18 protein-coding genes are annotated in these 20,965 nt (G+C 71.3%); 9 read left to right on the forward strand and 9 right to left on the reverse strand.

Annotated features, from left to right (window positions below):
* The first annotated feature begins 484 nt into the window (after positions 1 to 484).
* Positions 485 to 730, forward strand: a complete 246-nt coding sequence (locus O7632_RS18110; protein ID WP_278115872.1) for a hypothetical protein — start codon at positions 485 to 487, stop codon at positions 728 to 730.
* Positions 731 to 843: 113 nt separating this feature from the next.
* Here O7632_RS18110 and O7632_RS18115 read toward each other — a convergent pair whose 3' ends face one another.
* Both O7632_RS18115 and O7632_RS18120 read right to left on the reverse strand, forming a co-directional pair.
* Entirely contained in the window at positions 844 to 1,029 is a 186-nt protein-coding gene (locus O7632_RS18115; protein WP_278115873.1) for a DUF397 domain-containing protein, read from the reverse strand.
* The gene (locus O7632_RS18120) at positions 1,020 to 1,754 is read right to left on the reverse strand and encodes a DUF5753 domain-containing protein (RefSeq protein ID WP_278115875.1); all 735 of its coding nucleotides are present in this window, start codon (positions 1,752 to 1,754) and stop codon (positions 1,020 to 1,022) included. The genes O7632_RS18115 and O7632_RS18120 overlap by 10 nt, the downstream gene beginning before the upstream one ends.
* 402 nt (positions 1,755 to 2,156) lie before the next feature.
* Between O7632_RS18120 and O7632_RS18125 the strand changes: the two genes are divergently transcribed.
* The 4 genes from O7632_RS18125 to O7632_RS18140 all read left to right on the forward strand — a co-directional run bounded on the left by O7632_RS18125 (position 2,157) and on the right by O7632_RS18140 (position 4,235).
* A complete protein-coding gene (locus O7632_RS18125) occupies positions 2,157 to 2,483 on the forward strand; it encodes a hypothetical protein (RefSeq protein ID WP_278115876.1) in 327 nt (108 codons plus the stop codon).
* Complete coding sequence (locus O7632_RS18130; RefSeq protein WP_278115878.1) at positions 2,476 to 2,745, forward strand: hypothetical protein; 270 nt, start codon at positions 2,476 to 2,478, stop codon at positions 2,743 to 2,745. The genes O7632_RS18125 and O7632_RS18130 overlap by 8 nt, the downstream gene beginning before the upstream one ends.
* Positions 2,746 to 2,947: 202 nt before the next feature.
* The gene (locus O7632_RS18135; protein WP_278115880.1) at positions 2,948 to 3,760 is read left to right on the forward strand and encodes a MerR family transcriptional regulator; all 813 of its coding nucleotides are present in this window, start codon (positions 2,948 to 2,950) and stop codon (positions 3,758 to 3,760) included.
* A 109-nt stretch (positions 3,761 to 3,869) separates the two neighbouring features.
* A complete protein-coding gene (locus O7632_RS18140; RefSeq protein WP_278115882.1) occupies positions 3,870 to 4,235 on the forward strand; it encodes a nuclear transport factor 2 family protein in 366 nt (121 codons plus the stop codon).
* A 118-nt stretch (positions 4,236 to 4,353) separates the two neighbouring features.
* On the opposite strand, the gene O7632_RS18145 is transcribed toward O7632_RS18140, so the two are convergent.
* The 7 genes from O7632_RS18145 to O7632_RS18175 all read right to left on the reverse strand — a co-directional run bounded on the left by O7632_RS18145 (position 4,354) and on the right by O7632_RS18175 (position 11,503).
* On the reverse strand, positions 4,354 to 5,085 hold the full coding sequence (locus O7632_RS18145; RefSeq protein ID WP_278115884.1) for a hypothetical protein: 732 nt from the start codon (positions 5,083 to 5,085) through the stop codon (positions 4,354 to 4,356).
* A gap of 147 nt (positions 5,086 to 5,232) precedes the next feature.
* The gene (locus O7632_RS18150; protein ID WP_278115885.1) at positions 5,233 to 5,418 is read right to left on the reverse strand and encodes a hypothetical protein; all 186 of its coding nucleotides are present in this window, start codon (positions 5,416 to 5,418) and stop codon (positions 5,233 to 5,235) included.
* Positions 5,419 to 5,464: 46 nt separating this feature from the next.
* On the reverse strand, positions 5,465 to 6,898 hold the full coding sequence (locus O7632_RS18155; RefSeq protein WP_278115887.1) for an Nramp family divalent metal transporter: 1,434 nt from the start codon (positions 6,896 to 6,898) through the stop codon (positions 5,465 to 5,467).
* A gap of 210 nt (positions 6,899 to 7,108) precedes the next feature.
* Entirely contained in the window at positions 7,109 to 8,503 is a 1,395-nt protein-coding gene (locus O7632_RS18160) for an adenylosuccinate synthetase (RefSeq protein WP_278120163.1), read from the reverse strand.
* A 44-nt stretch (positions 8,504 to 8,547) separates the two neighbouring features.
* Entirely contained in the window at positions 8,548 to 9,516 is a 969-nt protein-coding gene (locus O7632_RS18165; RefSeq protein ID WP_278115889.1) for a hypothetical protein, read from the reverse strand.
* A 26-nt stretch (positions 9,517 to 9,542) separates the two neighbouring features.
* Complete coding sequence (locus tag O7632_RS18170; protein WP_278115890.1) at positions 9,543 to 10,670, reverse strand: serine/threonine protein kinase; 1,128 nt, start codon at positions 10,668 to 10,670, stop codon at positions 9,543 to 9,545.
* A complete protein-coding gene (locus O7632_RS18175) occupies positions 10,667 to 11,503 on the reverse strand; it encodes an NUDIX domain-containing protein (RefSeq protein ID WP_278115892.1) in 837 nt (278 codons plus the stop codon). The genes O7632_RS18170 and O7632_RS18175 overlap by 4 nt, the downstream gene beginning before the upstream one ends.
* 281 nt (positions 11,504 to 11,784) lie before the next feature.
* Here O7632_RS18175 and O7632_RS18180 point away from each other — a divergent pair, with 281 nt between their 5' ends.
* The 4 genes from O7632_RS18180 (at position 11,785) to O7632_RS18195 (ending at position 20,885) form a co-directional block, all read left to right on the forward strand.
* On the forward strand, positions 11,785 to 13,596 hold the full coding sequence (locus O7632_RS18180; RefSeq protein WP_278115894.1) for an ABC transporter ATP-binding protein: 1,812 nt from the start codon (positions 11,785 to 11,787) through the stop codon (positions 13,594 to 13,596).
* Positions 13,593 to 15,389 (forward strand): ABC transporter ATP-binding protein, encoded by a 1,797-nt coding sequence (locus tag O7632_RS18185; protein ID WP_278115896.1) that lies wholly within the window; start codon positions 13,593 to 13,595, stop codon positions 15,387 to 15,389. The genes O7632_RS18180 and O7632_RS18185 overlap by 4 nt, the downstream gene beginning before the upstream one ends.
* A 102-nt stretch (positions 15,390 to 15,491) precedes the next feature.
* Complete coding sequence (locus O7632_RS18190; RefSeq protein ID WP_278120164.1) at positions 15,492 to 16,868, forward strand: cellulase family glycosylhydrolase; 1,377 nt, start codon at positions 15,492 to 15,494, stop codon at positions 16,866 to 16,868.
* 249 nt (positions 16,869 to 17,117) lie between these two features.
* Positions 17,118 to 20,885, forward strand: coding sequence for a non-ribosomal peptide synthetase (locus O7632_RS18195; RefSeq protein ID WP_278115897.1), 3,768 nt, complete (start codon positions 17,118 to 17,120; stop codon positions 20,883 to 20,885).
* The last annotated feature ends 80 nt before the right edge of the window (positions 20,886 to 20,965 follow it).

Below are 20,965 nucleotides of genomic sequence, written 5' to 3' on the forward strand. Positions count from 1 at the left end.
GGATTTGCCGGATATCCGACGGTTGGACATCCAGGATCGATGATCGCTGGCATCGCTGCGGGAGCCGCCGGGGGTTTCACCCTGGGGTTCACCACTGGGCCCTCGGGGGGCTCGTCGGCTCCCGCTATCTGTTGCTACTGACATTGAGCCGGCGCCGCAGCGGACACTGGCTGCCGTGGCGGTTGAAACGCTTTCTGGATCTCTGTTATAGAGCGGGACTGCTTCGCATCGCCGGGCTGGGCTACCAGTTTCGTCACCGGGAGCTGCAGGACTATCTCGCGGCGAACCCCGCGCCCCGAGCTCCTGACTAGCGCCGGATCAGACGAGGCGTGCACCAGCATCGTGGCGGTGGACACGCACGATCTCGAGGCCAGCGAGATCCTCAGCCTTTGTCGTCGCCGTGGCTGCCGCATCGACGCCACGCTGGCGGCCGTGGTAACGGCTGGATCACCGGGAGCAGGCCTGAGCGCTCGCCACCCTGATCGTGGCCCGTGAGCAGGAGGACGGTTGGGAGGCCGAGCGGCTGGTGCCGCTGGCCGCCGGTCTGCGTGAGGTGCTGCCGCGGGTGAAGCAGTGGCACAGCGAGTTCGACCCTGCGTGGAGTGCGTCGCCGGCTGACATCTACGCCGGCTTCCTCGACGAGACCACCAACCGGCTGCACCTGACCGACGAGGCGTTGACCTCCTGGCGTCCGCCGAAGGCGACCCGGGGCCGCAAAGCGAAGGTGTGACGCTGCGGCGATAGGTAGCGATGGGCTGCCGAAGACTCAGGAGCCCCGCCCGGCGTTGCCGCTAGGCGGGGCTCCGATGTGTCTGGGCCGGTCGGTCGAGGTGGCCGGCGCGTTCAGCGGGTGGTGGTCACCTCGGTGATGAACGACCGCCAGGCGGCCGGCGCGAAAGCGAGAGTGCCGCCGTCGCGGTCCTTGGTGTCCCGGACGAACACCCGACCGGGCAGGTTCTCGGCGACCTCGATGCAGCCCTGGGTGTCGCTGTGCGTGCTCTTGTGCCAGCGTGCGCCGGTCATGTCCATTTTTCAGCCGTCCTCATGATCAGTTCTAGGCTCTGATGGCTCGGCAGAGCGTACCCCCGGATCGCTTCCCAGGTCTGCTCAAGCTCTGCGGTGTCGCCGGGCGCTTCGACCACCTTGCCGCGCAGGTGACCTTCCACGTAGCCGACCGTCCGGCCTTCCACGGTGGCGAGAACGAATCCGCCGTCCACACCAGGGTAGGCACCGGTCGACAGCGGGATCACGTGTATCTGGATGTTGGGGCGTTCGGCCGCCTCAGCGAGCGCGGTGAGCTGCTGGTGCATGACCTCCGGCCCGCCGACACCACGCTGCAACAACGCCTCGTCGATGACGGCGACCAGGTGGCACGGGTTCGACTCGCGGTTGACAATCTCTTGCCGTCCGATCCGAGTGGAGATCGCGGTTTCCATGGCCTCGCCGTGAATGCCGTAGGTCGTGAGGACCGCTCGCGCGTACGCCTCGGTCTGCACCAGTCCGGGAACGACCAGCGGTTGGAAGGCGCGGAGCAGGCTCGCCTGGCGCTCGTACGCGATGAACGGTTTGAACCAGACGGGTGCGTGTTCGCCGATGACGAACTGGCGGTAGAACTTCATGAAGGTGGTGCCGAAGACCTTGTCCACCATGCCCAGGTAGTTGGGGAGGGCGGGGCGTTCGCCGCGTTCGATGGAGCCGACGTGGTTCGCGGAGAAGTGGATACGTTCGCCCCAGGACTCCTGGGTGAGACTCATCGACTCGCGCACTCAGCGGAGTTCGGATATCAGATATTCGCTGCCGCTCACAAGTCCTCGCATCCCTCGGATTCTCGTACGCCGGCGGCCGAGGTGTCGCCGCAGGCGTCCCCGATGTGGGTGGTCGGCGTTCATGTTCCACCACGGCAGACCAGGAGTCCAGGGTGGAATTGTGATGCGTCGGGCGGCTTCATGATCGAGTCGAGGAATTGATCTTCGTGTTTTTATCAGAGGCGCGCATCCGTGCGCAAGACTTTCACATCCCTCAGCTTCTCTCGCGGTGACCGCATCCGTGGAAACAGCCACCCGGCGTACACATGGTCGACGATCAGGGTTACGTCGACCGCGATGATGAGTCCAGGGTGGAGGTATCGACCGAACGGCAATCCGAGGAGGATCTTGGTGTTACCCAGAAACGACGGGATCGGCGGGACGCCCCGACTGGCCCGCAACACGTCGATCGGGCCGCCACGGCGTACCGATGCGACGCCCCACCGGCCGCCGCTGCCGCGCCGGACCCCGGGGGAGACGGACATCGGCCGCGACCCGCGTTTCCGGCTGACCGCCGCCGGTGCGGTCGCCCCCGCTCCCTGCCGGCCGCTCCTGCGGCCGTTGACCATCCTCGACCGCTGGGACCCGGGCAAGGCCCGCCGGATGCGGGCGATGCTGCGGCTGTCCGGCCTGCTGCCGGCCGTCCGCCCACACCGGGAGGACGACGACCATGTCTGACGAGCTGCTGCGGGTCGGCGAGACGTTGCACCTGGGCAAGGCAGACTGGGTGTACGGCGACCGTTCGATGCGGGTACGCGTTTCCGACATCCGCTACGGCCACGACAGCGACGAGTCGCCGGTGATCGGCATCCTCGCCACGATCATCGGCGGTGGACGCGACGGCCGGATGGTGGCGATCTCGATCTACAAGGAGTCGCTGACCCGGCCCGGGGTGCGGGAAGCATCGCGGGCCGTCAACGGGACCGACCCGTACCCGTGAAAGGTCGGCTGCGGCCGGCGCGGCAGGCACCGCCATCGGTGCCTGTCGTACGGGCCGCAGGTTCTGGTCGACGACGTCCGACCTGGCCCGCTGCCGTCGTCCTCCAGCGGGTTGGGCGTCGTCCGAGCCGGAAACGATCGGCGACGCGCCCGCGTGACGACCGCTGCCCGGGCTCCGTGGTGCGGGAAGGGACACTGCGATGATGCGTACGGGTCTGACCATCGGCGAGTTCGCCACCGTGACGCACCTCAGCGTGCGGACCCTGCGGCGCTATCACGAGTCCGGTCTGCTGGTGCCGGCAAAGGTGGACCCGGACACGAACTATCGGTACTACCTGCCCGAACAGATCGCGACCGCGCAGGTCATCCATCGACTCCGCGAGCTCGACGTGCCGTTGACCGAGGTCAAGTCGATCATCGCGACTGACGATCCGCACCACCGCGCCGCGCTCGTAGCGGGTCACCTGCACCGGCTCGAAGCCGCACTCGACCGTACGCGGGCGGCGGTGGTCTCACTGCGGCAACTCCTGCAACCCGACGCTGTGGCACTCGACGTCGAACTGCGGTCCGTCCCCGCCCGGACCGTGGCCGCCATCAGCGCGAAGGTCCGGATCGAGGAATCCGTCGCCTGGTTCAGCCGGGCCATGGACGAGCTGGACGCGGCCTTCGCGCCGGCAGTACGCTGCGGGCCGCCCGGTGGCCGGTACGCGAACGAACTGTTCACCGGCGGGGCCGGTGCCATGACCGTCTTCCGACCGGTACGCGGCCCGCGTGGCGATGGCCGGATCGAGGTCGTCGACCTACCGGCGGCCGAGCTGGCCGTGGCCGTCCATCCGGGCCCACACGACGACATCGACGTCACCTACGGCCGTCTGGGCACCTGGGTGGCGTCGCACGCGCTGGGTGTGGATGGACCCGTTCACGAGACGTACCTGGTGGGTCCCCGCGATACTGGGGACGCCCGGCGGTGGCGGACCGAGATCGGCTGGCCGGTCTTCCGGCTGACCCCGGGCTGAAAGCCAGCGTGGTCGATCCGGCCATGGGTGCGAGGTCGTGGACGGCCGGATCGAGGCGCCGCGTCAGCACACTTGACCCTCTCCCCGGGGGAGGCTCGATCGTTGGGGCATGGACATGAAGCAGCACCACGGAACCGCTGTCAGCTGGGACGAGTTGCCGGCCGCCATCGCGGCGTACCTGCCCGCGCATCAGGCTCACGACGCCGAGACCGCCATCCGTGCGTTCGCCGCGAACGCCGAGGTGACAGACGAAGGCCGGACCTACCGAGGCCTGGACGAGATCAGGACATGGCTGCTCAACGGGGGCAGCGAGTACACGTACACCACGGACTTCGTCAGTGCTCACCGCATCGGTGATACCCACGTCGACGTCGTGCAGCATCTGGAGGGGAACTTCCCCGGCGGCTCAGCGGACCTGCACTACCGGTTCGACCTGGATGGTGCCGTCATCACCCGACTCGTCATCGCACCGTAGCTGCGGCGTCTCCCTCGGGGTCGTCAGGGAACGCGCCGCGAGCTGACCGGGCGCTGCGCCGTGCCGCGCGACGGCCAGCGCGGTGTCCTGCATCGATGGCCGCCGCCGACGCCCGCGATCAGGCCGAGGTGTCCCGCATGACGTCGGCGAGCCGGGCCAGAGTGTGCAGATTCGGCATTGTGACGTCCGGTGCCTGGAACCAGGTCTGCCCGGTGTCGTCCGGGTCGTCCTGGTCGCGCGCCTCGATCACCGCCTGCCCGGTGAAGATCGCGCCGGTGGTCCAGGACTGGCGAGGACGGGCGCTGAGCGGGATCACGTATTCGACGCTGGCGACCTTCGGCCACGGCAGCACCTGCCCGTCCGGTGCGTGCAGGCCGTCGGCGGCGGCGGTCACCGGGCCGAACCGGACCTGCTCGCCGGATCGGGCGGCCTCGACAGCGGCCGGCAGCTGGGTGTCGGCGACGCGTCCGGCGAGGTCCTCGTAGAGCGCGCCCTGGGGTTGTTCGCCCAGGTCGCGCGGTCCGCGACGGAAGAAGTCGCTGGCCAACGTACGGGTCAACGGTGCCCACAGCTGCATGGTGAGTCGGCCGGGCAGCCGAAGCCGCAGTGTCCAGGACATCTGGTGGGCGACGCTGCCCAGTTCGACCTCGTGGTCGTAGCGGAAGGTCAACGCTGTCGACAACTCGCGTACCTGGGACCAGCGGTGTCTGCGGTCGCGTCCCATCCGGCGGGTCACGACGAAACCTGTCTCGTACGCCTCCAGTCGTCGCCAGCGGGTCAGTGGGTAGCGCCAGAGCAGGTCGCCGAACGCGTCATCCGCTGCGGTCGATCCCACACGGTCATCGAGCATGTACTGATCGTAGATGGCGCCTCGCGTTGCCCTCTACTTTGCGTTGACTAACCGCTACAATCCGACACTTTCAGGGTTGTCCCGAACGTCGCTGACAGCCGCCACGTGGCGTGCGGTGAGCCAGGCACCCACCTGCTTGGCCGGCGGTCACGACGGTGCGGGCGGGAACAGCTTGTGCACCTCGGGGTCGACCTTCAACCCCAGGTCGGGCTGGCCGAGCCAATCCAGCCGTACGGCGGCGGCGTGCGCCCGCTGGGTCAGCTCCAGCCGTACGGCGTACGTGGCCAGCAGGATCGCCTGCAGCGAGTCCACCCCGAAAGCGGCGCCGACCACGTCGTCACCCAGCCCGTCGATCTAGCGACGCCGTGACGCCGTGACGTCAAGCGCCGATGGTCACGCCGATCAGACTGAGCAGGTAGACGAGGGCGAAGAGGCCGAAGAAGACACCGGCGGAGCCGAGCCCGACCTGGCTCGCCAGGGACGGCCGTACCTCGGCGGGCAGCCGTCGGTTGACGTACAGGGTCAGTCCGACGACGACCGGGGTGTGCGCGGCGGCGATGATCCCACCGACGGACAGGATGTCCACCGGATCGCGGACCAGCAGGAACAGCCCCAGCGGCGCGATGGTCATCGCCCCGGCGACGTACGCCAGGTAGAGCCTGCGCCGGTTGGCCACCAGCCGACCGAACCAGCCGCCGCTGCCGTCTCGTCCGGCCCGCCGCTGCTCGCCGGACCCGGATCGAGCCTGCTCGCCACCGGCCAACAGTCCAGTGGCGTCGGCATAGGTACGCGCCCAGCCGTCCTGATTGGCGAAGACCGTGCCCCAGAGCGCGACCACCACACACACCAGCAGCAGGATCTCGCCGAAAGTCCCCCACAACTCGGCCAACAGCGCGGTCAGGTCGCGGGCGACGTCGATCCCGTCTGGCACCCGGCCCTCGGGCGCCAGCAGTTCGGCACCGAGGACGAGGAACGAGACGATCACCAGGCCGCCGCCGACGACCCCGACAGCGGCGGTACGGCTCATCAGCGTCGTCCAGGACCGTACCCGCTGGATGCGGTGTGCCCGGTCCCCGCCGTCGCTGTCGCTGGCGTTGCGATCGCCTGACCCGCCGGCTTGCCCGCCGGTCGGGCCACCGAAGCCACGCGCCGCGACCCAGTAGGAGAACCACATGATTCCGACCGCGCCGGCCAGGATGAACCCGATCCACGGCAGGACGAAGTACGGGTCGAGATCGTCGGGCACCGTCGGTACCAGCCCGTCGACGACGTCGGTGCTGACCACGCTGGCCGCCGCCGTGATCGCCGCGCCGACCAGGATCAGCCCCATCACGGTGGTGACGCGTTCGACTCCCCGGTAGCGGCCGGCCAGCACCAGCGCGCCGGAGCCCAGGATGACGACGCTGGCGTAGATCGCCTGCCCGCCGGGCAGTGCCACCATGAGGGCACTGCCGACCAGGGCGGCGATGCCGGCGATGGTGACCACCCCGGCGACGACCTGCGGCGCGAAGATCACCCAGACCGCCCAGCCGGTCGGCCCTGGCACGTCCCGGAAGCCGTCGAGAAGCGTACGTCCGGTAGCGACGCTGTATCGCCCGGCCTCGCGGATCATGATCCACATGAGGCCGGTCACGATCAGCGCCAACCACATGAGTTCGTAGCCGTAGCGGGCGCCGACGCGCGGCGTGAACAGCACCGATCCCGATCCGACCGAGGAGACCATCCATAGCAGACCTGGGCCGTACCAGCGGAGCTGGGCGCGGCCGGACGGGGCGGGACGGGACTGGGTACGCAGCGGTGAGACGGTCGTCACAAGATGCTCCTCCGTCGGCGAGCGGGTCGGCTGTCCTTTGAGTCGCTACCCGGTCCGCGCACCGCTACGCCGTTGATCTGCTCGTCTGTGTCCTGCGCCACCAGCTGCGGTCCGCCGCGCCGCTGGTTCGGAGTCGACGTCCCCGGGTTCTTACCCATCGGCGGGTATGCATGCGGTGATGACGAGATCGCGTGAAGTGTGAGAACGTGGTCACCCGAGACGTGATGGGCTTCGACGACTTCGGCAGCAAGTACTGGGAGTGGGGGGCGCAGGGGATTTCGACAGCGCCACCCCGTTGGCCGTGACGTACTTCGGCACCGTCTCGGTCGACCTGCGGTAACGCGACGGCACGGCCTTGTCGTCGGCGGTCGGGCCGTGCGAGGTGAGCCGTACCGGCACACCGAGCGCGGCCTCGACCGCCGCGACCCAGGCGGCCGGATCCCGTCCCGGCCCGCCGGCCGCGTAGCGCGGCCGGCTGGCCAACAGCCGCTCGGTCAACGCCGCCTGCCGGTCCAGGTCACCGGGCGGGCCGGTCGGCAGCCGGTCGGTCCAGTCGTAGGCCGCGCACAGCCGCAGCGGATGCCGGCCGACCAGGTCCAGATGGGTCAGCGCGAGAGCGTCGACGCCACCGGCGACGTCCAGGGCGTACCGGTGGGCCACGGCGTCGAAGTGGCCGAACCGGAACCGGCCCTGCCACGGGTTGGCGCCGTTGTGCCGCTCCGCCGGCCGCAACGTCGGATCCTCGGTGACCAACGGACCGGGCCCGTGCCGGGGCGTCACCACCCGGAGCACCCCGAGGCGGGTCACCGCGCCCGGCAGCCTCGCCTCGGCGAGCAGCGTGTCGACGTTGCCGAACGTCGTGGTGCTCCAGGTGGTGTACGGGTGGAAGCCGTGCCACTCGTCGAGCAGCACCCCCTGCGCCCCTTCGAAGACGACCGTACCGGCCCGGAGCAGCCGGCTCGTCTCGGAGCCGTCCACGATCGACACCCGACCGGCGAAGGCGACGTAGGCGGCGACCGTGTCGGCCACCGGGGGAGCGTCCAGCGGTCCCAGTTCGCGGGTCAACCGGTCCCGCAGCAGCGTCAGCCGCTGCCGCAGCAGCCCCGGGTCGGCGCAGTCGCCGACCCGGGGCGCCGTGTCGGGGTGGGCGAGCGCGTAGGACATGCTCTCGCCCACCCCCATCCCGCAGGAGCCGTGCCGGTCGGCCCCACGGGCGATCTCCCGGGCCTGGTTGGCGGCCCGGTGGTACGGGGTGGCCAGCAGCGCGTCGCCGTCGACGGTCAACCGGTCCAGCGCGTCGGGTACGCCGAGCGCGGCCAGGTGGGTCGCCTCGCCGGCCAGCGCCAGCGGGTCGACGACCATGAACCGCGACAGGTGGGTGCGCACGCCGGGGTGGAAGGTCCCGGCTCCGAACTGGGCGAACGTGTGCGTCCGACCGTCGGGCAGGACGACGTTGTGCGCCGCCTGCCCGCCCCCGTTGAAGCGGATCACCGCCTCGATCGGTCGGGTCGCGCAGATCCAGTCGACGACCGTGCCCTTGCCGGCGTCGCCGTAGCCGAGGTCGACCACGGCGACGTGACCGCCCGCCGTACCGTCGTCCGGCATTCCGTCGGCGCGATTCCGTTGCGCGTCGCCGCCGGCCACCCTGGTCACAGCCGGGTCACCTGGTCGGCGTGGCCCGAGCCGCCGGGCAGCGATCCGCGTACCGCCGGGCTGCGGTCGGCGCCGATGCGGGCCAGTGCCCGCGACACGGTGCCGGCGGCGTCGCCGGCACCGACGTCGTGCAGGTCGGCCAGGGCGGTGTCGAGGTCGCAGGCCTGCTCACCGAGGGCCACCGTGGTGGCGATGGTTTCGCAGACGGCGGCGAGGTCGTCGAGGGCGACCGCCTGCTGGCCGAGCAGGTCGCGCCAGAAGTCCAGGATGCGGCGGTTGCCGGCGTAGTGGCTGCCGGCCGGCAGCAGGTAGTAGGTGTCCCACCGGCGGCGTACCTCGTCGAGGATGCCCCGCAGCGGGATGTCCTCGTCGAGTCGGTCGCCGATCACGTCGCGGACCTCGCGGGCCTTGACCTTCGGGTACGCCATCTCGTCGCCGATGATGAACAGGTAGCCGCGCTTGCCGCGCCGCTCGTAGCAGTCGATGGTGGTGTGTCGGGCCATGAAGTACATGGCGAGTTCGTACGACTCCATCATCTGCCCGCCGCCACCGCCTTCGAGCAGGATGTTGCCGAGGTGGTCGTCCATCCGGTTGTCCGACTCGAACTGGCCGATCTGCAGCGGCGCCCGGTCGCAGGTGGCGTCGCCGATCGCGCCGAACAGGATCTGCGGGTCTGTGGCGTAGCCCTTGCGTAGCAGCAGGCCGAGCAGCTGCGGCAGCTTCTCCTGCAGGGTCCGGGGCACCGTCCCCATCGAGCCGGTGACGTCGAACAGGACGGTGATGGCCAGCGACTGCGGGTGTTCGGTCGAGTCGCGGCTCTCCCGGGCGGTCACCCCGCGCGGGTCGAGGGTCGGGTGGACCTTACGGGCGCCGCTGTCGCTGTAGGCGAAGGCGCTGGTGCCGCTGGCCTTGCGGTAGGCGCTGGCGGCGCGGTAGACGTCGGTTGACCAGGCTCCACTGCCCATGTCGGGCTCCTTCGTTGATGGTGGATTTATCGGGGACTGGGGTCGGGCATCGTGAACGGCCGGAACCGGCGGGGTCCGTAGAGCCGTTCGAGCAGGTCGTCGAATTCGCCCAGCAGCCGCCAGGCGTCGTCGGGTCGTTGGCGCAGCGCCGCGAGCCGGCACCCGTCGGTGAATCGGCGCATCGGCTCCGGTGCCTGTTCACCGGTGAGCCACGCCAGGCAGTGGGCGGCCATCGCCAGGTCGGTGCCGGGGCCGGGGGAGCGGCGGCGACGGACCTCGTCGGGATACCAGTCGGCGTACGCCGGGACCAGCGCCGGCACCGGTTCGCCGCCGGAACTGGCGTAGCACCAGTCGACCAGCACCACACCGTGGTCGTCGGGCTGGATCAGCACGTGGTCGGGCAGCACCGCGCCGTGCACCACCCCGGCCCGGTGCGCGAAACCGAGCGCGACCAGCAGCCGCCGCCACATCCAGGCGGCGTCGCGGGCGTCGACCCCGTCCGGGTACGCCCGACGTACTTCGGCCAGGCTGCGCAGCCCGGTGGCGGTGCCCAGCACGGTGACCCGCCGGGTGGCTCCGGTGCCGGGTTCGGTGTGCCGGAAGGCGTCCACCAACCGGGGCACGTACGGCAGGTAGCGGGCGTCGCCGTGGTCGGCGAGCTGGCGAAGCGCTCGCGCCTCCCGCGCGATCAGGTCGTTGTTGGCCGGATCCCGGGGTATCTTCACCAGCTGGTCGTCGCCGTGCCGGTAGAGGTCGGCGAGGTCGCCGATATAGCGGGGGCGGCGCGGTACGACGTACCGGTGCCGTCCGGTGTCGATGGTGACGGTGTCGGTGCCGCCGGCACCAGCGGCGGTGTCGTCGGCGGTGCCGGCGGTGTCGTCGGCGGTGGCGGTGTCGTCGGCGGTGGCGGTGTCGTCGGCGGTGCCGGCGGTGGCGGTGGCGCTGTCGCGTCCGGCGTCGAGATGCTGACGCCACAGGTCGGCGAGCCGGACGAAGGCGATCGTGGCCTGGTCGGCCGGTGCGGTGGCGTCGGCGGTGTCCGGGTGCAGCAGCCGGGCCAGTTGGCGGTAACGCCGGGCCGGCGCGGCGGTGTCGAACAGGTCGGCGGGTCCGCGCGCGGTCGTGACCAGCCGGATGGCGTCGTCGACGGTCACCGGATCGCCTCCTCCCGCGCGGGGCGCAGCAGCGCCGGGTGCAGCAGTCGGGCGTCGCCGGCCCGGTAGATCCGGGCGCGCGGTCCGCCGCGCGGTCCGCCGCGTTCGGTGGTCGCGCCGACGCTGTCCAGAAAGCCCGGTACGGACAGCACCTTGCGGTGGAAGTTGCCGGCGTGCAGTTCGACGCCCCACACGGTCTCGTAGACGCCGCGCAGTTCGCTGATGGTGAACTCCTCGCCGACGAAGCGGGTGGCCAGCGGGGTGTATTCGAGCTTGGCGCGGGCCCGGTCGAGTCCGTCGGCGAGGATCGTGGCGTGGTCGAAGGCGAGTCGTCGGCTCGTGCCGGGACGTTGGCGTACCGGCCGGTCGGGTGTCACCGCCTCGGGAAGACCGAGGGCGGCGACCGGTACCCAGGCCGCTGCGGCGGCGTCGCTGCCGGCGGCCGGATCGGGCAGTTCGGGGGCGAACGCCAGGTAGGCCACGGAGACGACCCGCATCCGGGGGTCCCGGTCCGGGCCGCCGTAGCTGGCGAGCTGTTCCAGGTGGACGCGACGCAGCGCGCGTCCGGGGGTGTCCCGGGTGCCGGGTCCGGTCCGGGCGTCCAGGCCGGTCTCCTCGGCGAGTTCGCGGGCGGCGGCGGTGGGCAGGTCCTCGTCGGGCTGGACGAACCCGCCGGGTAGTGCCCAGGCGCCTTCGTACGGTGCCGCGCCTCGCCGGACGAGCAGCACGTGCAGTTGCGCGTCGCGGATGGTCAACGCGACCACGTCGACGGTCACCGCGACCGGCGGGTAGGCCTGTGGGTCGTAGCTGGCCAGGAACTCCGCCTCTGACATGCCGATCCTCTCCGTCCGTCGCCCGGCTCGCGCCGGGATCGCCCCTCCTCGGGGATGTTGCCCCACTAGAACTTCTCTAGCTGAGAAAGACTTTACCTGAGTCCATCTGTACTTGAGAAGTACTCGGTGCGAGAAATTCTCGGCGGCGGGGTGTCCGGTGCCCCTGCGGCCGATGGACCACCCTCGACGAAGTTAGGCTAGCCTCAGTTAAGGCCCGCCAGCGTTCCCGGTGTGGCACCGACGAATCCCGGTCGAGTGGTCGAGTGGTCGATGGAGAGCCCGTGCCCGCACCAGATCCACCCCGGCAGACCGCTGCCCGGTTGTTGCGGCGCGCGGTGTCGCGCCACCGGCGTCGCATCGCCGCCGGCCTGGCGTTGCTCAGCCTGCACCAGGTCGCCGAGGCGGCCGTACCGGTGGCCATCGGCCTCATCGTGGAACACGCCGTGGCGACCGGCGACTGGACCGCGCTGGTCGTCTCGGTCCTCGGGCTGGTCTTGCTCTTCACCGTCCTGACCCTGGCCTGGCGCTTCGGCGCCCGACACACCGAGTCGGCCATCGAACGGGAGGCGCACCTGCTGCGCGTGGAAGTCGCCGCCCGCGCACTCGACCCGCGCGGGCACCGTACCGGGCTACGTTCCGGCGAACTGCTCGCCATCGCGTCGGCCGACACCGAACGCGCCGCGCTGGCGATCCGCGCCGGATCGGTGGCCACCGCCGCGTTCGCCGCGCTCGCCGTCTCCGCGATCGTGCTGCTCGCCATCGACGTTCCGCTGGGGCTCGGGGTGCTGGTCGGCGTGCCGGTGGTGGTGCTCGCCCTGCAGGCGCTCGCGCCGATGGTCACCCGGCGGGTCGGCGCCCAGCAGGCCGCGGCGGCGGCCACCACCGCACTGGCCACCGACCTGGTCGACGGACTCCGCGCCCTGCGTGGCATCGGCGCCCAGCACAACGCCGCCCTGCGCTACCGCGACTCCAGCCAGCGGACCCTCGCGGTGACCCTGCGGGCGACCACCCTCACAGGGGTCTACCAAGGCGTCACCGCCGGTGCCGGCGGGCTGTTCCTGGCGGCGGTCGCCGGGGTCGCCGGCGCGATGGCGGTCGACGGCCGGCTCGGCGTCGGGGAGTTCATCACAGTGGTCGGGCTGGCGCAGTTCCTCGCCGAGCCGGTACGCGCCCTCGGCTTCTGCGGCCAACTCGGGGCCAGCGCGTGGGCCTCCGCCGACCGGGTCGCCACGGTGCTCGCCGCGCCGCCGGTGGTGATCCCCGGACCACGCCGGGCACCGTCGCCTGCCCCGGTCCGGCTCACCCTGGCCGGCGTCTCCTACCGCACCCTGCGCGACGTCGACCTGCGGCTGGCCGCCGGTGAACTACTCGGTGTGGTGGCGCACGATCCCCGGGACGCCGCCGCCCTGCTCGACCTGCTGCGCGGCGCCGTGCCGACCGACCAGTACGCCGGGACGCTGAGTCTCGACGGCGTACCGGCCCAGGAATTCACCCTCGACGCCCGCCGTGAACTGCTGCTGGTCGAGCAGCACGACGTCGACCTGTTCGAAGGGACCCTGCGCGGCAACCTGCTGATCCGCGCCGCAGGCAGGGGCGACGACGGCGCGGTCGCGCCGCTGGCCGAGGCGCTTGCCGCCGCCAGCGCCGACGACATCGTCGCCGGACACCCCGCCGGTCTCGATCATCAGGTCACCGATCGGGGGGCCAGCCTTTCCGGCGGCCAGCGGCAACGGCTCGGCCTCGCCCGGGCGTTGCTGGCGAACCCGCCGATCCTGGTGCTGCACGATCCGACCACCGCCGTCGACGCGGCGACCGAGCAGCGCCTCGCCGTGGGTCTCGCCGCGTCGCGCCGTGCGGCCGCCGCCGGTGCTTCGGCCGCTGACACGTCCGCCGGTGCTTCGGCCGCTGACACGTCCGCCGGTGCTTCGGCCGCCGCTGGCGCGCCGGCCACCCTGATCATCACCAGCAGTCCGGTCCTGCTCGCGCAGGCCGACCGGGTGCTGGTCCTCGACGGCGGCCGGATCGTCAACGAGGGACACCATCGGGACCTCGCCCGCACCGACGCGACCTACCAGGAGGTGGTGCTGCGGTGAGTGGCACGGATCCGGGCCCGGTACGGCTGCCGATCGCCTCGGCGGGGCGTACCTGGGCGGTGCTGGGCACCGAGTTTCGCCGGCTGCCCGGCCTGAGCCTGTCCGCGCTGCTGGTCGTCCTCGCCGCCAGCGCCGCCGGGCTGGTGGCACCCTGGGTCCTCGGTGAACTGGTCGACGACATCCGGGCCGGTGCCGGAACCGATCGGGTGGTCCGCGCGGTGGTGCTGGTCACCGTCGCGGCCACGGTGGGGGCGGTGCTGACCGGGCTGGGCGCGGCGCTGGTCGCCCGCAGCGGCGAAACCGTACTCGCCCGCCTCCGGGAACGGGTGCTGGACCGCGCTCTGCACCTGCCGTCGGGAACGCTGGAGCGGATCGGCACCGGCGACCTGCTCGCCCGGGTCGGCGACGACGTCTCGGTGGTCACCCGGGTCATCACCGAGACCGCCCCGGTGCTGGTGTCCGCGTTGCTGACCGTGGTGCTCACCGTCGGCGGGCTGTTCGCCCTCGACTGGCGGCTCGGGCTGGCCGGCCTGGTGGCGGTGCCGATGTACCTGCTCGCTCTGCGCTGGTACCTGCCCCGATCCGGGCCGTACTACGCCCGGCAACGCGCGGCCAACGGCGACCGCGCCCAAGCGGTGGTCGGGGCGCTGCGGGGAGCCGCCACGGTCCGGGCGTACCGGCTGGAGGACGTGCACACCGAGCTGATCGCGCGCCGGTCGGCGGTGGCCCGGGACCTGGCCATCACGGTGCTGTACCTGTTCACCCGGTTCGGGGCGCGGCTCAACCGGGCCGAGTGTGTCGGCTTGAGCGCCGTACTGGTGGTGGGTTTCCTGCTGGTCCGTGCCGACGCGACCACCGTCGGCGCGACCACCGCCGCCGCGCTGTACTTTCACCGGCTGTTCAACCCGCTGGGTGCCCTGGTCGCCGAGTTCGACCAGGTCCAGCAGGCGGGCGCGAGCCTGGCGCGGCTGGTCGGAGTGGCCGATCTGCCACCGCCGCCGGTGACCGTACCGCCCGCTCCGGTCGACACCTCGATCGAACTCGACGGTGTCGGCCACCGCTACGACGGCGGCCCGGCGGTGCTGCGGGACATCACCCTGCGGATCGACCCGGGTGAGCGGGTGGCGGTCGTCGGCGCCAGCGGCGCGGGCAAGAGCACCCTAGCGGCGGTGGCCGCCGGCCTGATCCGGCCGGTCGTCGGCACGGTCCGGCTCGGTACGGTCGACCTGGCCGCGCCGGCGGCGGCCGGACTGGTCGACCGGATCGCTCTGATCAGTCAGGACGTGCACGTGTTCGCCGGCCCGCTGACCGCCGACGTCCGACTGGCCCGGGCCGACGCCGGCACCGCCGAGATCGTCGACGCGTTGCGGACCGTCGGTGCGCTCGGCTGGGCGCGGGCCCTGCCGGACGGTCTGGACACCGTGGTGGGTGAGGGCGGGCATCCGTTGAGCCCGGCCCAGGCGCAGCAGCTGGCGCTGGCCCGGTTGGTGCTCGCCGATCCGGACGTGGCGATCCTCGACGAGGCCACCGCGGAAGCCGGCAGCGCCGGTGCGCGGGAGCTCGAACGGGCCGCGTTGGCCGCCACCGCCCGGCGGACCACGCTGATCGTCGCGCACCGGCTGACCCAGGCCCGCGCGGCGGACCGGATCGTGGTGCTGGACGCCGGCCGGATCGTGCAGATCGGCACCCACGACGAGCTGGTCGCCGCCGACGGCCCGTACCAACGGTTGTGGGACAGCTGGACCGGCGCGGAGACCGGGCCTCAGGTTGACCTCACTGGAAATCTTGTTTAATGTCGCACGTCGATATGTTGGCCCGGATTCCCGAGGGAGATCGCCGTGCGCAGCTGGAGATTCGTCGTCGCGGGAGGCCTCGCGGCTGTCGTGGTCGGGGTGATGGCGCTCCTGGCTCCAACAGCCAATGCGGCGACCGCCGCATTTGTAAAAGTCAATGACTGGGGGAGCGGCTACGAAGGCCGCTTCACGGTCACCAACGACACCTCTGCCACAATCACCTCCTGGCGGGTCAGCTTCGACCTGCCGGCCGGCTCCCGGATCAGCTCGGCGTGGAACGCGCGGATGAGTGTCGCCGGCAACCGGCACACCTTCGACAACGCCGCCTGGAACGGCACGGTCGCCGCCGGCGCGAGCACGACGTTCGGCTTCATCGTCGCCGGCAGTGGCGTTCCGGGTACCTGCACCGTCAACGGCGTCGCCTGCGCCGGCGGCCCGGCTCCGACCACGCCGCCGGCTCCGACCACGCCGCCGACGACGCCACCGCCGAGCCCCAGTCCGTCGGCCAGTCCGTCGCCGTCGCCGACCGGCCCCCCGGGCACGACGCCGGTCGCCATCAACGGGCAGTTGCGGGTCTGCGGAGTCAACCTGTGCAACCAGTACGGACATCCGATCCAACTGCGCGGCATGAGCACCCACGGCCTGCAGTGGTACGCCCAGTGTGTCAACGACGCCTCGCTCGACGCCCTGGCCACCGACTGGCGGGCCGACGTGCTGCGGATCTCGATGTACGTCCAGGAGGACGGTTACGAGACCGACCCGCGTGGCTTCACCAACCGGGTCCACGACCTGATCGAGAAGGCCACCGCCCGGGGCATGTACGCGATCGTGGACTGGCACATCCTCACCCCGGGCGATCCCCACTACAACCTGGACCGGGCACGGACCTTCTTCGACGAGATCGCCCGCCGGCACGCCGGCAAGCCGAACGTGCTCTACGAGATCGCCAACGAGCCCAACGGCGTCAGCTGGGCGAGTATCAAGAGCTACGCCGAGCAGGTCATTCCGGTGATCCGGGCGGCCGACCCGGACGGCATCGTGCTGGTCGGCACCCGGGCCTGGTCCTCGCTCGGGGTGTCGGAGGGCGGCAACGAGGCTGAGGTGATCAACAACCCGATCGCCGCTGGTAACGTCATGTACGCCTTCCACTTCTACGCCGGCTCGCACCACGAGTCCTACCGCTCGGCGCTCAGCCGGGCCGCCGACCGGCTGCCGATGTTCGTCACCGAGTTCGGGACCCAGACCTACACCGGAGACGGCGCCAACGACTTCGTCAGTGGCCAGCAGTGGCTCGACCTGCTCGGCGCACGCAAGATCAGCTGGGTGAACTGGAACTATTCCGACGACTTCCGGTCCGGGGCGGTGTTCCGCACCGGTGTCTGCGGTGGTGGCTCGTACGCCGGAACGGCACCGTTGAAGGAGGCGGGGGTGTGGATCCGGGAGCGGATCCGTAGTGCGGACAACTTCCCGACGCACTGACGACACCCGACCGTGCGGGCACCGGAGTCACTGACCAGTCAGGACTCCGGTGCCCGTATGTTTTCCGTCTTATACTTTATAAGGCGATGAAAGAGGTTTTTTCGGTTGAGTGTCAAATGCCCGGAAATCTCGGTCACAGAAAGTTAGATATTTCCACTGATCAATTCTTGGCCTAACCTCTCTGGGTAGCGGCATGATCGCTTTCTGTTCTTAGTCGTGGTGGTCGAGATTGCCCTGGGGGACACGGCGATGACATCGGAACTCGTCCGGCCCACCGACGGCCCAGCGTCGCCGCCGGCGGTGTCGACCTACCGCACCGGCCGACCCGCCACCCTGGCGACGCACGGGCCTCGGGCGGTCGTGCTCGCCGCACTCGCCGCCGCCGAGACCGTGACCCGGCTCGGCCGGACGATCGCGATCCACAGTGCCGCCGGTGCGCTGGTGCTCGACCTACCCGAGGCAGCGCCGACCGAATTGCGTGACCTCGCCGGCCCCGCCGCCCGGACCTGGTTGCGCCGGCGAGTTCGACCCGCCGACGCGGTAGTCGAGGACATCGGCGACGCCCTGCGGGTGGTCGGCGCGCCGGGCGTACCGGCGAGGACCGTCACACCGGACACCGTACGGATCGACTGGACCTGCGTCGGGGACCAGCTGATCGTCGTCGTCCGCTGCGTCAGCGACGACCCGTGGCGTCGCTGTTCGACCGCCGTGGCCGAACTCTTTGCCGAGGTGCTGCGGGAACTCGCCGCCGATCCGGCGCAGGCGGCCGGGCGTACCGCCGGACTCGGCACCGCGTCGCGGCGGCTGCTGCTAACCCACCACGCCGGCCGATCCGTCGACGACGGACCGTTCCGCGCGATTCCCCACCTGGTCGAAGACACGGCGGACCGCTGGCCGAACCGCGTCGCAGTCAGCGGGCCCGGCCGGTCGCTGACCTACCGGCAACTCGACGAGGCCGCCAACGGGCTCGCCACGGTGCTGGCCACGGCCAAGGTTCGCCGCGGCGACCTGGTGCCGGTGCTACTCGCCGACGGACTCGAACTGCCGGTTGCCTACCTGGCCGTACTCAAACTCGGCGCGGCCTTCGTGCCGATCGATCCACGCTGGCCCGCCGAGCGGCTGCGGGCGGTGTGCGACCTGGTGACCGACACACCCCTGCTGAGCGCCGACCCGGGACCGATCCCCGCACCCCACACCGCCCGGGCACTGGTCGTGGATTACGACAGCCTCACGCCGACGACCCGTCGCCCCGACGTCGTCATCGGAGCGGACGACCCGATCTACGGCATCTTCACCTCCGGTACGACCGGCGTGCCCCGATGCGCCGTCAACCGCCACGGCGGCCTGACCAACCGCTTCCGGTTCATGACCCGTTTCTTCCAGGCCACCGGTGACGAGGTGGTGCTGCAGAACAGCCGGCACACCTTCGACTCGGCGGTCTGGCAACTGTTCTGGCCGCTGACCACCGGCGCACGGGTGGTGCTGCCGGCGGCCGGGGAGTTCCTCGACCTGTCCGCCACCGCCGCCACCATCGCCGCCGAGCGGGTGACGATGACCGACTTCGTGCCGAGCGTCCTCAACGCCCTGGTACCGATGGCCGAACGGGACCCCGCGTTCGCCGACCAGCTGCGCTCCCTGCGCCACCTGATCGTCGGCGGTGAGGAGATCAACCCGGCCGTCATCGGCCGGCTGCGCCACCAGTTGCCCGCGCTGGAGGTGACCAACGGGTACGGGCCGACGGAAACGTCGATCGGGATGGTCTTCCACCGGGTCACCGACGCCGACGCCGACGCCATCCCGCTGGGACGCCCGATCGACAACTGCTACGCCGTGGTCGTCGACGACCGGCTGCGGCCACTGCCGCCGGGCGCCACCGGCGAGATCCTCATCGGTGGCAGCTGCGTCGGTGCCGGCTACCACCGCGCGCCGACCCGGACGGCCGAGGTCTTCGTCGCCAACCCGCTGCCCGGGATTCCCGGCGACCGGCTGTATCGCAGCGGGGACCTCGGCTGGTTCGACGAGCAGGGCCGGTTGCGGTTCGCCGGCCGGCGAGACTTCCAGGTCAAGGTCAACGGGGTACGGGTCGAACTCGGCGAGGTGGAACAGGCCGCGCAGCGGATGCCGGGCGTGCACCACGCCCTGGCCCTGGTCACCGACGAGCCGACCGCGGCGCTCGCCTTGTTCGTCGCCGCCGACTCCACGGTCACCCAGGCCGCGCTGCGCGACCATCTCCGTCGGCAGTTGCCCCGGACCAGCGTGCCGCGACATCTCATGGTGTTACCGAGCCTGCCCGTCACCGCCCACGGCAAGGTCGACCGGCGCCGACTCGCCGGGCTGCTGCACCAGCGGCTCGCTCGGGTCACCCCCGGCGAGTCCCCGACCGGACCCGCACCGACCGGGCAGGCGGGCACCCCGACGCCGCGCTCCGATTCGCCGTCGCCGTCGCCGTCTCGGCCGACGGTGACCCCGCCGGCCGCCGGCACCACCGCCGACCTCGCCAGCCAGACCCTGACCGTGTTCCGGTCGGTGCTCGGCCAGCCCGACCTGCCGCACGAGGCGGACTTCTTCACCGCCGGCGGTGACTCGCTGCAGGCACTCACCGTGGTCACACAGCTGACCGAGCTGACCGGGCGACCGGTGGACGTCGCCCGGCTGTTCGGCCACCCGAGCGCCGGCGCGCTCGCCGCCGACCTGTCCGCAGCGGACCACCCACGCGACGAGCCGGAGCTCGAGCTGATCCGACGGGACCTGCGGCCAGCCACACCGAGCGATGTCGGACCGGCCGATCCGGGCCGGCGACCCCGGATCGTCCTGCTGACCGGGGCCACCGGATTCGTCGGCAGCCGGCTCGCGTACGAGCTGCTGATCCGGACCGACCTGCAGGTCTGGTGCGCGGTGCGCGCCGCGTCCGACACCGCCGCGACCGCCCGGGTCCGGCAGGCGCTGCGCCAGCGAGGGCTGTGGCAGCCGGCGTTCGCCCAGCGGTGCCGGGGGTACGCCATGGACCTGGCACGGCCCAGACTGGGCCTGTCCGCCGGAACGTGGGCGCGGCTGGCCGCCGACGTGGACCTGATCGTGCACAACGGGGCGCTGGTCAACTTCGTGTTCGACTACCGGGCGCACCGACCCGCCAACGTCGCCGGCACGGCGGCGTTGCTCGAGCTCGCCATGGCGAATCGGCCGAAGCCACTGCACTACATCTCGACGTTGGGGGTGTTGCAGACGGCTGCGGCCTGCGACGCCGCGCCAGTGGCCGAAGACCGTCCGCTCACCGTGGACACCCTGCCGGTCAGCGGCTACAGCCGATCGAAGTGGGTGGCCGAACGCCACCTCGACCACGCCCGCCGACGCGGCGCCACCGTCACCGTGCTGCGGCTCGGCGAGGTGCTGCCGAGCGCCGTCGGTGCCCACCCGCACCGACGGGCACTGACGCACCTGCTGCTCACCGCCTTCCACCGGCTCGGCGTACGCCCGGACGTCGTCGTCCGCTCCGACTACACGCCGGTGGACTACGTCGCGCGCCGGGTCGTCGCCAGCGTCACCGACACCCTGGCCTGGGGCCGTACGCTGCACGTCTTCCATCCACAGAGCGTCTGCCTGGGCGACGTGTTGTCCGCCGCCGGTGATCCGATCCAGCGGGTCGGTTGCGCGCGGTTCCTGGACCGGCTGGAAGCGGCCGCCAGGTCCGGGGATCCGGAACTGGCGTTGCTGCGTCGCCTGCTGCCGCTGGGTGAGGTCGCAGCACCGGTCGCCAGCTGGCCGGCCGGTGACGACCGCCCGACCGACGCGCGCGGGCTCGGTCGATCCGTCGACGCCGCTCCGTTCGACGAGTCCCATCTGGCTCGGGTGTTCAGCTCGCTGCTCAGCGACAATCCGCGACTGTTCCGCAAGGACGTCTGCCAGTGGTTCGAACGCCGCTGGGGGTTGGTCGACCAGCCGTTACGGAAACCGGTCGAGGCGTACCGGAACTGGCTTGGTCACGACCTGCGGCCGCCGGTGCCGGCAGGTGCGACGTGACCCGCCGTCCGCGCCCGCGTGCGCACCCGCCGGCCTCGCCGATGCGACGCCGGGCACGTTCGACGAAAGGAGCACGACGC

The organism is Solwaraspora sp. WMMD406 (genome assembly GCF_029626025.1).
Taxonomy (GTDB): Bacteria; Actinomycetota; Actinomycetes; order Mycobacteriales; family Micromonosporaceae; genus Micromonospora_E.